This is a genomic window from Xylanibacter ruminicola 23 (assembly GCF_000025925.1).
Classification (GTDB): Bacteria; Bacteroidota; Bacteroidia; order Bacteroidales; family Bacteroidaceae; genus Prevotella; species Prevotella ruminicola.
The window spans coordinates 2,566,206-2,578,602 of record NC_014033.1 but is presented as its reverse complement, the minus strand read 5'-3'; the positions used below and the strand labels follow the sequence as shown (position 1 = coordinate 2,578,602).

The following is a 12,397-nucleotide window of genomic DNA, read 5'->3' as shown; positions in this document are numbered from 1 at the left end:
TATTGTTTCTTGAGTGGATGCAAAAGTAGACGTTTTTGTCCATTCCTCAAAAACTAAATAGAAGAATTATATTTTTTTAAGAACATCTCTGTTTTGGTGATTTTTTCTTGCCACAAAACCTCAGAATTCTCAAAAATTGCTGCTTTCGGATGGAAGAATACCTGCCGTTTTTTCGCATATTTTGTTGTGTTTGCTTGCTAATTTGAAAAAAACATTGTATATTTGCCCGCAAATAATGGATTTCAGAAATGGAAGAGCAGAAAGATATAAGGTGGATTCAGCGATATGCTAATTATCATAAGGCATGTGGCAGACTCGTTGAGGTGACTGAGGCTGACAGGTTTTTGGAGGACCTGTCTGAGTTGGAAGTTGAGGGCCTGGTGCAGCGCTTCGAGTATACTTTCGAATTGGCATGGAAGGTGTTGCAGGATATTCTGATTTATAAGGGGTATGAATTTATGTTGGGGCCAAATGGTACACTAAAGATGGCTTTCGACGATGGCCTTATCGGTGATCATGATGCTTGGCGTAAAATGTCAAAGGCGCGTAATACGCTCAGTCATGTTTACGATGAAGAAGAGGTGCTGCCAATAGTTAGGCTGATTTATAGCAACTATGCTCCGCTACTGAAAAAACTGGATGAAGATTTGAACGTGCTTTCACAAAACGAAGATTATAAACAGGCATGAAATTTGGACTAAGCGATACTGTTATTAAGGAACTGCAAGATGTGTTTCGTCGGCATGCGAACATCAAGAAAGTTCTGATTTTCGGCTCTCGGTCGAAAGGAACTTATCGTGAAGGTTCAGATATCGATCTGGCTGTGATTGGCGAAGGTGTTGATTATAATCAGATACTAACCATTCTGTGCGAGATTGATGATTTGGAACTCCTGTACTCCATCGATCTGCTTGATTACAATAAAAAGAAAGGTACACCAATAGGCGACCATATCGATAGAGTAGGGCAGATATTTTACGAAGCAGCATAGATCATAAGCGGCACCTCAATCACTGCGAGGTGCCGCTTTTTTATAAAAAAATAAGGTGGATTGTTGGTAAAATACAATAAAAAGTGTACCTTTGCAGCAGATACTAAAAAGCTAAAGTATATGCCTAGAAAAGAAAGTGGAATGTGGTATGAGGTTCATCGAACCCCAGTAAAGGGCGAAGATGGACAAAACATAGTATATGTCCGTCCCAAAAGTGGAATGAAGCTGAACATGAAGCAGCTCGAGGACTACTGCGAGCGGATGAACTACCTGCGGTATGGCGAACTGAGTAGGGTGATGGATGCTTTTGTGCGTGTGGCGGGTAGATTCCTGGCCGAGGGCTATCGCATTGATACGCCGATAGGTTCGTTTGCACCAAAGTTGTCGCTGGCCAAACAGTTGACTGATGCCGACCAGGTGAAAGATCGCGATGTAAGGCTTGAGGGCGTGGAGTATAACCCTGGCAAGTTTTGGGAAAGGGAGATTATGAAGTGGCTCGACGGATTCCGCCGCTATCATAACCCTGACACCAAGGAGATACTGGCCGATAAGGATAAACTGGAGCTGACGATGCGTGACTGTTTGCAGCGTAACGGCTATATTACAGCCAGCATGTTTGCTCAAATTACGGGGCTCACAATCTATTCGGCCCGTAAACAACTGCAGGAGTGGACTAAGGGTGACAATCCTAAACTGCTGATGACACCACGTGGCAAGGAGCACATCTATACAGAGATATAAATAGATGACGATGGTGCTGGAGTGCGATTGAAATTGGGTATAGTCGAACGGTTGTTTGCGTATAGGCGCACAATCGTTTGAGTATAGGCAAACGATATTTAAACAGGCATTTTGTACCTGTTAGCCTTAGGCTTTGTACTTGCTAGGCTTAATATTCGCACCTTCATCTATTAGTATTCGCAACTGCACTACTTCACGGTGTAATGGTCACGTGGTCACAGCTGTGACCATGTGACCGCAGTGAGGAAGATGTGATGTTTTGTTGTAACTAACTTGTTGATAAATAGATAATTACGAATAAAAACAAATAATCAAAAGGATAAAATGGTCACATGGTCACAGCTGTGACCATGTGACCGATAAACATGAAATGAGTATGAAGACCGAAGAAATTAAAAAGATTGTTGACGACGAGCGCACTGAGCAATTAACGGTTCAGGTGTGCCGTCATTGGCAGGTGGCTGCCGACCGGCTTGAGTGCTTGGTACAGGAACTGACTGATGGTATGGATACTTGTGTTGAGGCTGAAGTCTATGCAGCCATCATGCGTATGCAGAGTACGATGACGGCCTTGGTCGAGCTGAATAAGATGCCTTGCGCATTTTTATATTCCGAGTATCTGGATCGCATCGATAAGATGGTGTGCAACAACAGTTTACGCAAATCGGTAATAACGCTTACCAGTAATTATTTGGGCGAGCCATTAGCGCATAAGTCGGTATCGTTTGTGGATCTTTCGCAGCAGATGATGAATCAGTATTTTGCTATGCCACCTCAAGAGGCTAAGAACGCACAGCCTGAAAGTTCGCCATTGCAATACTTTATGTATGTTTGTGCTCAGCATCTTAAGCCAGAAGATTTGATAGTGATGGCCACCATTGTTAATAGTATAAACGAGAAAGATGCATCGCAGGATAAAGATTTGGCAACCGCCTATTTTAAAACATTACACCAAGCGATGGATTCGATAGGTACGGGTTTAACCAACAATATGCAGGTTATGATACTTTGGCTGTTGGTTCTGATGCTATTGCCAGGAATGCTTGTGAGCATTATGAAGAGTAACCGAAGTAAAGGCAAGGCAATGGCCAACCTGCTTGATAAGGAATTGGCACGTGTGCGAAAGAGCAACACCTGGGAGGCCTATTGGAAAGAACGTCGTGATACACTCAGGGTGGTAAACGATAGCTGCTCGTGGATGGAAGTGATGGCTGCCGAGCGCAGCAAAGAGTTGCAGGAACTGGCACAAGTACCTGGTGGACTGTTTGCCAAATGGAGTGCCGATCGCGAGACGTTCGACCGGGATTTTCAGGAGGCCCAACTTAGCGACGAACAAATTCGCTATTTCATCTTCCACCTTGCATCGCTTTGCGAAGTTGCCCGCGAACTGGATCCTACCACCAAGTTCGGACAAGAGCAGCTGGTAAACACCGATGTTCAGCAGATAGGCGAGGCTGTGATAAATGCTGCCAATAAACTCGCCAATCTTCTTGACGAGAAGTGGATGCCCCATTATATAAATATGTGGAGGGAGTTGATAGAGGATGAAAACATATTTGCTCACCTGAAGGTTACTCGTAAAAGTCCGCATAATAATCAGTTTACTGCCCGCTTTTTCTGTCATTTGGTGGGAGAAATGAAAAAAAGTGCAATGTTTGGCGCCCATTCCGACCGCGATTTAGCCCAAAAGCTTACTGAGGTACGATATGTTGACACATTCAGAAAGAATATTCAGGAAGGTTTTAGTAGTGAAGACGAAAAATTGAAAAAAGTTTTTAGTGCTATCTATCAGAAATATAACCAGTTAGCAAACTCTAAGAATAATTGCACTATTAGCTAGAATTATCCCATTTTGAAGGTGCAAAACCCCTTGCGACCTTTGCCGCCGATATGATACAAATGGCATCATCTTTTAGCGGCAAGCCTCGCAAGGCGAGCATGGCTGCTTACCGTCAGCTGCTGGCGGAGAATCACGTAGAGGAAATCCTCGCCGACGTGAAGCAGAACAAGAATTTGAGTCGCAAGAAGGAACTGCCTGTATGGCTGCCTCTTGCAGAGTGTTTTACCAACGGAACCCGTAAAGCTGAAGATGCTGTACCTTCGGGACTTTTCTTCCTCGACATCGATGAGAAGGGACTAACTGAGGAACTCTGGGGTAAGGTTTGGACGGAGAACCTCATCGACGAATGCCGTATAGCGTATTTTGCCGAGAGTGCCGGAGGTGGTACCCACATCTGGGCTTGGCGTACACCTGGGGCTACCATCGAGGAGGATATCCAGAAACTGGCTGCCCGACTTGGGGTAAGTTACGATTCGCATGTTACCGACCTGGCCCGATGCTGTTTTATGGTTAGTGAGCAGTATGTGAGGTTTCTCGATCCTGCGGTGTTCGAGCCTCTTACCGAGGAGCAGAAAGCCTCTTATTCCTCTCAGAACAACCGGATAGCTAAATCGGCTGAACAGGAATGTTCAATGGTTAATGCTGAATGTTCAATGAACTACAAGGGTATTCCTTATGAGAACATCGTATCGGGATTGCTCCTGAAGTTGGGATATGGCGATGCTCCTGCCGAAGGTGAGCGTAATATGGCGCTTTACACGATGAGTCGCTATATGCGTTTTATCTGCGATTTCGACGAGCAGAAGCTTTTCTCAATCCTTCCTCATTGGGGACTGTCGGACCATGAGACGATTTCTACCATCAAAAGCGCTGTGGGCAGTACCCGTCCCTCGGATATGCCTTCGATTATGAAGGATGTGCTGTCCACCTTGGGAGCAGTAGCTGAAGCTGGTCAGGATGGTGACGACGAAGCTTTTGTGGCACCTGTTGATAAGGAATTGCCTGGCATACTTCAGGACCTTTCCGATCATGCTCCTGAAGAATTCCGCGAGGCTACCCTGATGGCCGCCATGCCTATGCTTGGCACATTGGCCACAAGTGTCAGGGCCAAATATCGCGACGGCAAACTGAATTCGCCTAGTTTTATAGTGGATATCGAGGCGCCTCAGGCCACGGGTAAGTCGTTCGTGGATACTGAGTACGAACTGCTGATGGATCCCATCATCAAGCAGGATGAGGTGGAGTGGCAGAAGGAAATCGAGTATTCGCTGGCCAAGAAAAACGGCGAAGAGGTAGAGAATCCCTGCAGTCAGATTCGTATCATCGAACCTAACATCGGTGTGTCGGCATTCCTAGAGCGAGCTCTCTATGCCAAGGGAAAGCATCTGTTTACCTATGCCCCTGAGATTGAGACTGTTCTGAAGAATAACAAGGGAGGTGCGTGGACAGAGAAGAACGACCTGTTTCGATTGGCTTACGACAACAAACCTTGGGGACAGCACCGCATTTCAAAGGATTCGTTCTCAGGTAAGGTCACCCTCTATTATAATATGGTGATGTGTGGTACACCTAATAAGTGCCGTGCTTTCTTTGCCGATGCCGAGAGTGGTCTGGTTAGCCGAGTAACGCCTGTACTTCTGCCTGACATGGTAGGTGCCAAGATGCCTAAGTTTAAGACGTGGACCAAGGAAGAGGAGGAAAAAGTGAAGCGCCAGTGCCTATGCTTGATGGACGAGGAGGGTGAGGTGGATTTGCCTCTTATCAATCAGGCCATCGAAGAGTGGGACGAAGGCAAGCGTCAGGAGTATCTGCAGACACTACGATATTCTATCGATGTGCTTCGTCGTCGTGCTGCACTCAATGGTTTCCGTGCCGGCATCATCGCCTATCTGCTCGAAGGCAGGCAGGAAACTGAGCGAGCCATTAAGTTTGCCATCTGGTATGCTGAGCGTTGTTTCCATTATCAGTTGATGATTTATGGCAATAAGATTGATGCTTTGCGCGATGGCACCATCAGTGCTCAGGTCTCAAAGGGTAATATTCGCTACCTGGATGCTCTGCCTAAGGAGTTCTCAAAGGAAGATCTGGTGAATCTCCGTTTGGCAAATGGTGAATCGGGTGTGGTAAAGACCATCATTTACCGTTGGGTTAAAGAAGGCAAAATTGTGAAGATTGACACCAACCTCTGGCAGAAATGCTAGAGGTATGGTGTTGAAAATCAAGTATTTTGCGTGTAATTTGATAAAAAATGTATAAAAACTTGGTTGTTTTGTAAAAATTCAGTAACTTTGCACCCGCTTTTCGAGGCACTGGGCCCGAAAGCATTAAGTTTAACATAAATAATTAAAAGCAAAACAAATGATTATTGTACCAGTAAAGGAAGGCGAGAACATTGAGAAGGCTCTCAAGAAGTTCAAGAGAAAGTTCGAGAAGACAGGTGTTGTAAAGGAGCTGCGTCGTCGTCAGCAGTTTGACAAGCCATCTGTACTGAAGCGCCTTAAGATGGAGCACGCTGTATATGTTCAGCAGCTTCGCGCTAACGAGGAATAAAAAAGTTCCCCGAAAATTTGGTAGTTTCGAGAAATTTCCGTAAATTCGTACCCAAATACTAAAGGTTGCGATTTTATGATGATTAACCAGTTTCTGGACTACCTGCGCTACGAGCGGAATACATCTCCGCTAACAGTGCAGACATACGAGGAAAGTCTTAGGGATTTTGAGTCGTATGTGACTTTTAGGGATAAAGAACTCTCTATAAGTTCGGTAGATACCGATCTGATCCGTGACTGGATGGAGAGTCTCATGGATAAAGGAAACTCTGCCTCAACAATCAATAAGAAATTGAGCGCACTGCGTTCCTTTTACCGCTTTGCCCTAAAGAGACAACTGGTTAAGACCGATCCGGCACATGCTGTGATAGGTCCAAAGAAATCAAAACCACTGCCGCAGTTCCTTCGCGAAGGAGAAATGGACCGCCTGATAGACGGCATAGAGTGGGATAGTTCTTTTAATAATGTACGTGCGCGTACCATATTATTACTATTCTATGAGGCCGGTTTACGACGTGCGGAACTTGTAAGTCTGAACGATAAGGATGTAGACTTTGATGCGGCACAACTGAAAGTAACGGGAAAAAGGAATAAGCAGCGCATAGTGCCCTTCGGGGCAGAGCTGGCCGAGGCGCTCAAGCAGTATCAGACTGCTCGCAACGAACAATTCGGCGAAACCGGCGGCGCGCTTTTTCTGAGTGACAAGGGGCAACGGATATCCGACAGTCAGGTTTATCAGATCGTAAAGAAGTATCTTTCGATGGTTACCTCGCTGAAAAAACGTTCGCCACACGTGCTTAGGCACACCTTTGCCACTGCCATGCTGAACAACGGTGCAGGGTTGGAAACAATCAAGAGCTTGTTAGGACACGCCAGTGTGAGCACAACCGAGATTTATACCCACACCACGTTTGAGCAGCTGAAGCGAATTTACAAAGAGGCTCATCCAAGAGCCTGAACCTTTTTTATTAATAACTATTTTAAAATAGGAGGTAACTATGGAGATTAAGATTAAGTCGATTCACTTCGACGCTACCGAGAAGTTAGAGGCGTTCATCGAAAAGAAGGTCGCCAAGTTAGAAAAATCGTTTGAGGATATACAGAAAGTAGAGGTGCAACTTAAAGTAGTCAAGCCAGCCACGGCTCAAAATAAGGAAGCAAGTCTTGAGGTTTTCGTTCCAGGAACCACTCTCTTCGTAGACAAGACATGTGACACTTTTGAGGAAGGAATTGACCTTTGCGTGGATTCTATGAGGGCTCAATTGACGAAATTCAAGGAAAAATTGAGAAATAGATAAAAAAAACTCGAAAAAGTTTTGGTAATTCAAAAATAAGTCGTAACTTTGCAGCCGTTTTCCGACAGGTCGTAAATCTGAAACAGAGAACGGCTGCTTAGAAAAGCCTCTTTAGCTCAGTTGGCCAGAGCACGTGATTTGTAATCTCGGGGTCGTTGGTTCGAATCCGACAAGAGGCTCAAGAAGGAAGGAGGAGGATAGGTGAAAGCCGATCCGCTTGGTTCGAAAGAACAAAAGGGAAGGTCGTCCCTCGCTTAATAAGCGAAAATGACATGGGTGTTTTCCAGAGTGGCCAAATGGGGCAGACTGTAAATCTGCTGTCTTTCGACTTCGGTGGTTCGAATCCATCAGCACCCACTACAAGAGATGTTTGCGGAAATAGCTCAGTTGATAGAGCACTAGCCTTCCAAGCTGGGGGTCGCGGGTTTGAGCCCCGTTTTCCGCTCAAAGAACATGCTGTAATAGCTCAGTGGTAGAGCACTTCCTTGGTAAGGAAGAGGTCCTGAGTTCAACTCTCAGTTACAGCTCTCTTGCGATTAGAAGGAGGAAACTGAAAATTCGTAATAATTAACAGAATTAATAACAAGTAAAATGGCAAAAGAGAATTTTGTGCGCACCAAACCGCACGTAAACATCGGTACTATCGGTCACGTTGACCACGGTAAGACAACTCTGACAGCTGCTATCACAACTGTGCTGGCAAAGGCTGGTCTCTCTGAGGTTAAGTCATTCGATCAGATTGATAACGCTCCTGAGGAGAAGGAGCGTGGTATCACTATTAACACCGCTCACGTTGAGTATGAGACTGCAAAGCGTCACTACGCTCACGTTGACTGCCCAGGACACGCTGACTATGTAAAGAACATGGTAACTGGTGCTGCTCAGATGGACGGTGCTATTCTCGTTGTAGCTGCTACTGACGGTCCTATGCCTCAGACTCGTGAGCACGTTCTGCTCGCTCGTCAGGTGAACGTTCCCCGTCTGGTTGTATTCCTGAACAAGTGCGATATGGTTGAGGATGAGGAGATGCTGGAGCTCGTTGAGATGGAGGTCCGCGAGATTCTGGAGCAGTATGAGTTTGAAGAGGATACTCCTATTATCCGCGGTTCTGCCCTTGGTGCACTGAACGGTGTTGCTAAGTGGGAGGAGAAGGTAATGGAGCTCATGAACACTTGTGATGAATGGATCCAGGAGCCTCCTCGTGCAACTGACAAGCCATTCTTGATGCCTGTTGAGGACGTATTCTCAATCACAGGTCGTGGTACAGTTGCTACTGGTCGTATCGAGACTGGTGTTATCCACGTAGGTGATGAGGTTGAGCTGCTCGGTCTTGGTGAGGACAAGAAGTCAGTTGTAACTGGCGTTGAGATGTTCCGCAAGATTCTTGATGAGGGTCAGGCTGGTGATAACGTAGGTCTGCTGCTCCGCGGTATCGACAAGAACGAGATCAAGCGTGGTATGGTACTCTGCCACCCAGGTCAGATCAAGCCATTCAAGAAGTTCAAGGCTTCTATCTATGTTCTGAAGAAGGAAGAGGGTGGTCGTCACACTCCATTCGGAAACAAGTATCGTCCTCAGTTCTATCTCCGCACAATGGACTGCACAGGTGAGATTTCTCTGCCCGCAGGTGTTGAGATGGTAATGCCTGGTGATAACGTAGAGATCACTGTTGAGCTTATCTACGCTGTAGCTCTGAACCCAGGTCTGCGCTTCGCTATCCGTGAGGGTGGTCGTACAGTAGGTTCTGGTCAGATCACAGAGGTTTACGAGGACTAATCCTCAGTAAGCTCTAGATAATCTAGAAATTTCTAGTAAACACTAGATAAACCAAGCCCCCGTTTTAATGGGCGGGGGCTTACTTACGGGAATAGCTCAGTTGGTAGAGCATCGGTCTCCAAAACCGAGGGTCGTGGGTTCGAGTCCTCCTTCCCGTGCTAAATAAGAAATAATATGTTTAAGAAGTTTATCGATTATTGCAAAGCTTGTTACGACGAGTTGGCACATAAGACAACTTGGCCTTCTCGCAAAGAGTTGACTCATAGTGCAGTAGTGGTGCTTTCAGCATCGCTTATTATTGCTTTGGTAGTATGGGCCATGGACTTTGTGTTCAAGTCGGTAATGAGTATGGTTTATCCCGGTTAATAAACGTTGTTTGAGAGATGGCTCAGTCAGGAATGAAATGGTACGTACTTCGCGCTGTTAGCGGTAAAGAGGCCAAGGTAAAGGAATACCTTGAGGCCTTGATGAAGCGTGACTCTTTCCTCCAAGCAAACGTTGGTCAGGTGTTACTGCCTACCGAGAAATATGCTCAGCTGCGTAATGGTAAGCGTGTGGTTAAGGAGAAGCTGTTCTTGCCAGGTTATGTGTTGGTAGAGGCCAACCTTCAGGGTGAGATGGCTCACACACTGCGCTTTATGCCTAATGTGTTAGGCTTCTTGGGCGGTTTGGATAATCCAACCCCTGTAAAGCAGAGTGATATTAACAGAATCCTTGGTACTGCCGAGGAGACGGAGATAAAGAGTGAAGAGATTGGTGTACCTTATGCTGTGGATGAAGCAGTTAAGGTAACAGATGGACCTTTCAGCGGATTCAGCGGAATTATCGAAGAGGTGAATGCCGAGAAACACAAGCTGAAAGTTATGGTTAAGATTTTCGGTCGCAAGACTCCTCTGGAGCTTGGATATAATCAGGTAGAAAAGGAATAGGGTGAATGTTACGGTTCGCCTGTTCTCTATATCGGTAGAGGGAGGCTTCCACTCCTGATGCTTATATAACAAAATTCAATTAATAACAAACAGAAATGGCTAAAGAAGTTGCTGGATTAATCAAATTACAGATTAAAGGTGGCGCTGCGAATCCCTCACCTCCAGTAGGACCTGCACTGGGTTCTAAGGGAATTAACATTATGGGATTCTGCAAAGAGTTCAACGCCAGAACCCAGGATAAGGCAGGAAAGATTATTCCTGTTGTTATCACCTACTACACTGACAAGTCATTCTCTTTCGAGCTGAAGACTCCTCCCGCAGCTGTACAGCTGAAGGAAGCTGCTAAGCTGAAGAGCGGTAGTGCTGAGCCAAACCGTAAGAAGGTAGCCAAGGTAACTTGGGATCAGGTTCGCGTTATTGCTGAGGACAAGCTGAAGGACTTGAACTGCTTTACCGTAGAGTCAGCTATGAAGCTGATCGCTGGTACAGCGCGTAGTATGGGTATCACTGTAGAAGGGGAGTTCCCTGGTAAATAATTAATAACTTCAATTAGAGACAATGAGTAAACTGACAAAAAATCAAAAGTTGGTCGCTGATAAGGTTGAAGCAGGGAAAGCATACTCTTTGAAGGAAGCCGCCGCACTGGTGAAGGAAATTACCACCACTAAGTTCGACGCTTCAGTTGATATCGATGTACGCTTGGGCGTTGATCCACGTAAGGCTAACCAGATGGTTCGTGGCGTTGTATCGCTGCCAAACGGAACTGGTAAGGTTACACGTGTGCTCGCTCTCTGTACTCCTGATCAGGAGGCTGCTGCTAAGGAAGCAGGTGCCGACTACGTAGGTCTTGACGAGTATATCGAGAAGATCAAGGGTGGTTGGACAGATGTTGATGTTATCATCACAATGCCTTCTTGCATGGGTAAGCTCGGTCCTTTGGGCCGTGTGCTCGGTCCCCGCGGACTGATGCCAAACCCCAAGAGTGGTACTGTTACTATGGATGTTGCTAAGGCAGTTAAGGAAGTTAAGCAGGGTAAGATTGACTTTAAGGTTGATAAGGCAGGTATCGTGCACACATCAATTGGTAAGATCAACTTCACTGGTGATCAGATCTTTGAGAATGCTAAGGAGTTTATCTCTACCATTATCAAGCTGAAGCCCGCCGCTGCTAAGGGTACATACATTAAGAGTATCTTCCTCTCAAGCACTATGAGCATGGGTATCAAGGTAGATCCTAAATCAGTTGAATAACTCGTTAAAAGATTAGACAAATGAAAAAGGAAGTAAAAGATACTATCATTGTAGAACTTGGAGAGAAACTGAAGGCATATCCTCATTTCTATCTTGTTGACCTGACCGGTCTCGATGCCGCTAAGACATCAGAGCTCCGTGAGAAGTGCTTCAAGAATGAGATTAAGTTGCTGGTGGTGAAGAACACTCTTCTCCAGAAGGCATTTGAGGCTTCAGAGATTGATTTCACTCCACTTTATGAGTGCTTGAAGGGTAACACAGCTGTTATGTTCGCACAGACAGCTAACGTTCCTGCTAAGCTGATCAAGGAGTACAAGAAGGAAGGTATCCCCGCCCTGAAGGGTGCATATGCTGAGGAGAGCTTCTTCGTTGGTGCTGACAAGCTTGATGAGCTCGTAGCAATCAAGAGCAAGAACGAACTGATCGCCGAGGTTGTAGCTCTGCTGCAGTCTCCAATCAAGAATGTTGTTTCTGGCTTGAACGCTGGTGGCAAGGTTCACGGTCTGCTTGACGCTATCGCTGAGCGTAACAAATAAGCGAAATAAGTAACATTCAAATTAAAAACAATTAAAATTTTAAATAAAATGGCAGATATTAAAGCTATTGCAGAAGAGTTGGTAAACCTTACTGTAAAAGAAGTTAATGAGTTGGCAACTGTCCTGAAGGACGAGTATGGAATTGAGCCCGCCGCTGCAGCTGTTGCTGTTGCCGCTGGTCCTGCTGCAGCTGGTGCTGCTGATGCAGCTGAGGAGAAGACTTCATTCGACGTAGTTCTGAAGTCAGCCGGTGCTGCTAAGCTGCAGGTTGTAAAGGCCGTTAAGGAGGCTTGTGGTCTTGGTCTGAAAGAGGCTAAGGATCTCGTAGACGGTGCTCCTGCTACCGTTAAGGAGGGTCTGAGCAAGGAAGAGGCTGAGAACCTGAAGAAGACCATCGAGGCCGCTGGTGCCGAGGTTGAGCTGAAGTAATCAGTTACATACAAATAGCAATCGGTTAGGGACTCCCCAGTCGGGGGTTCCTAGCCTTTT

15 protein-coding genes and 5 tRNA genes are annotated in these 12,397 nt (G+C 45.9%); all 20 read left to right on the top strand.

The features are described 5' to 3' along the window. Window positions 1-248 precede the first annotated feature (248 nt). Window positions 249-689, top strand: coding sequence for an HI0074 family nucleotidyltransferase substrate-binding subunit (locus PRU_RS11105; RefSeq protein WP_013064604.1), 441 nt, complete (start codon window positions 249-251; stop codon window positions 687-689). Next, window positions 686-991 (top strand): nucleotidyltransferase domain-containing protein, encoded by a 306-nt coding sequence (locus PRU_RS11100; protein ID WP_013063788.1) that lies wholly within the window; start codon window positions 686-688, stop codon window positions 989-991. The genes PRU_RS11105 and PRU_RS11100 overlap by 4 nt, the downstream gene beginning before the upstream one ends. Before the next feature lie 120 nt (window positions 992-1,111). Then, window positions 1,112-1,732, top strand: a complete 621-nt coding sequence (locus PRU_RS11095) for an HU family DNA-binding protein (protein WP_041386145.1) — start codon at window positions 1,112-1,114, stop codon at window positions 1,730-1,732. 376 nt (window positions 1,733-2,108) lie between these two features. After that, window positions 2,109-3,572 (top strand): hypothetical protein, encoded by a 1,464-nt coding sequence (locus PRU_RS11090; protein WP_013063624.1) that lies wholly within the window; start codon window positions 2,109-2,111, stop codon window positions 3,570-3,572. A gap of 59 nt (window positions 3,573-3,631) precedes the next feature. Further along, on the top strand, window positions 3,632-5,773 hold the full coding sequence (locus tag PRU_RS11085) for a hypothetical protein (RefSeq protein ID WP_013064413.1): 2,142 nt from the start codon (window positions 3,632-3,634) through the stop codon (window positions 5,771-5,773). A 157-nt stretch (window positions 5,774-5,930) separates the two neighbouring features. Then, window positions 5,931-6,122, top strand: coding sequence for a 30S ribosomal protein S21 (rpsU, locus tag PRU_RS11080; RefSeq protein WP_013065274.1), 192 nt, complete (start codon window positions 5,931-5,933; stop codon window positions 6,120-6,122). A gap of 75 nt (window positions 6,123-6,197) precedes the next feature. Further along, window positions 6,198-7,079 carry a site-specific tyrosine recombinase/integron integrase gene (gene xerA / locus PRU_RS11075; RefSeq protein ID WP_041386143.1) on the top strand — a complete coding sequence of 294 codons (882 nt, stop codon included), beginning with the start codon at window positions 6,198-6,200 and terminating at the stop codon, window positions 7,077-7,079. Window positions 7,080-7,119: 40 nt separating this feature from the next. Continuing rightward, complete coding sequence (hpf, locus tag PRU_RS11070; protein WP_013063088.1) at window positions 7,120-7,419, top strand: ribosome hibernation-promoting factor, HPF/YfiA family; 300 nt, start codon at window positions 7,120-7,122, stop codon at window positions 7,417-7,419. Between the two features lie 102 nt (window positions 7,420-7,521). Next, window positions 7,522-7,595, top strand: a tRNA-Thr gene (locus tag PRU_RS11065). 95 nt (window positions 7,596-7,690) lie between these two features. Then, a tRNA-Tyr gene (locus PRU_RS11060) sits at window positions 7,691-7,773 on the top strand. 15 nt (window positions 7,774-7,788) lie between these two features. Continuing rightward, a tRNA-Gly gene (locus PRU_RS11055) sits at window positions 7,789-7,861 on the top strand. Between the two features lie 10 nt (window positions 7,862-7,871). Further along, window positions 7,872-7,943: transfer RNA gene (locus tag PRU_RS11050), tRNA-Thr, on the top strand. Window positions 7,944-8,007: 64 nt separating this feature from the next. Beyond that, the gene (gene tuf / locus PRU_RS11045) at window positions 8,008-9,192 is read left to right on the top strand and encodes an elongation factor Tu (protein ID WP_013063031.1); all 1,185 of its coding nucleotides are present in this window, start codon (window positions 8,008-8,010) and stop codon (window positions 9,190-9,192) included. 85 nt (window positions 9,193-9,277) lie between these two features. Further along, window positions 9,278-9,350: transfer RNA gene (locus PRU_RS11040), tRNA-Trp, on the top strand. Window positions 9,351-9,366: 16 nt separating this feature from the next. Beyond that, the gene (gene secE, locus PRU_RS11035) at window positions 9,367-9,558 is read left to right on the top strand and encodes a preprotein translocase subunit SecE (protein ID WP_013063860.1); all 192 of its coding nucleotides are present in this window, start codon (window positions 9,367-9,369) and stop codon (window positions 9,556-9,558) included. Window positions 9,559-9,575: 17 nt separating this feature from the next. Beyond that, window positions 9,576-10,121, top strand: a complete 546-nt coding sequence (gene nusG, locus PRU_RS11030; RefSeq protein WP_013064805.1) for a transcription termination/antitermination protein NusG — start codon at window positions 9,576-9,578, stop codon at window positions 10,119-10,121. A 95-nt stretch (window positions 10,122-10,216) separates the two neighbouring features. Then, window positions 10,217-10,657, top strand: a complete 441-nt coding sequence (gene rplK, locus PRU_RS11025; RefSeq protein ID WP_013064963.1) for a 50S ribosomal protein L11 — start codon at window positions 10,217-10,219, stop codon at window positions 10,655-10,657. A 22-nt stretch (window positions 10,658-10,679) separates the two neighbouring features. Continuing rightward, a complete protein-coding gene (gene rplA / locus PRU_RS11020) occupies window positions 10,680-11,372 on the top strand; it encodes a 50S ribosomal protein L1 (RefSeq protein WP_013065728.1) in 693 nt (230 codons plus the stop codon). 20 nt (window positions 11,373-11,392) lie between these two features. Then, window positions 11,393-11,908, top strand: coding sequence for a 50S ribosomal protein L10 (gene rplJ / locus PRU_RS11015; RefSeq protein ID WP_013064077.1), 516 nt, complete (start codon window positions 11,393-11,395; stop codon window positions 11,906-11,908). 48 nt (window positions 11,909-11,956) lie between these two features. Next, window positions 11,957-12,337, top strand: a complete 381-nt coding sequence (gene rplL, locus PRU_RS11010) for a 50S ribosomal protein L7/L12 (RefSeq protein ID WP_013063286.1) — start codon at window positions 11,957-11,959, stop codon at window positions 12,335-12,337. Window positions 12,338-12,397 lie beyond the last annotated feature (60 nt).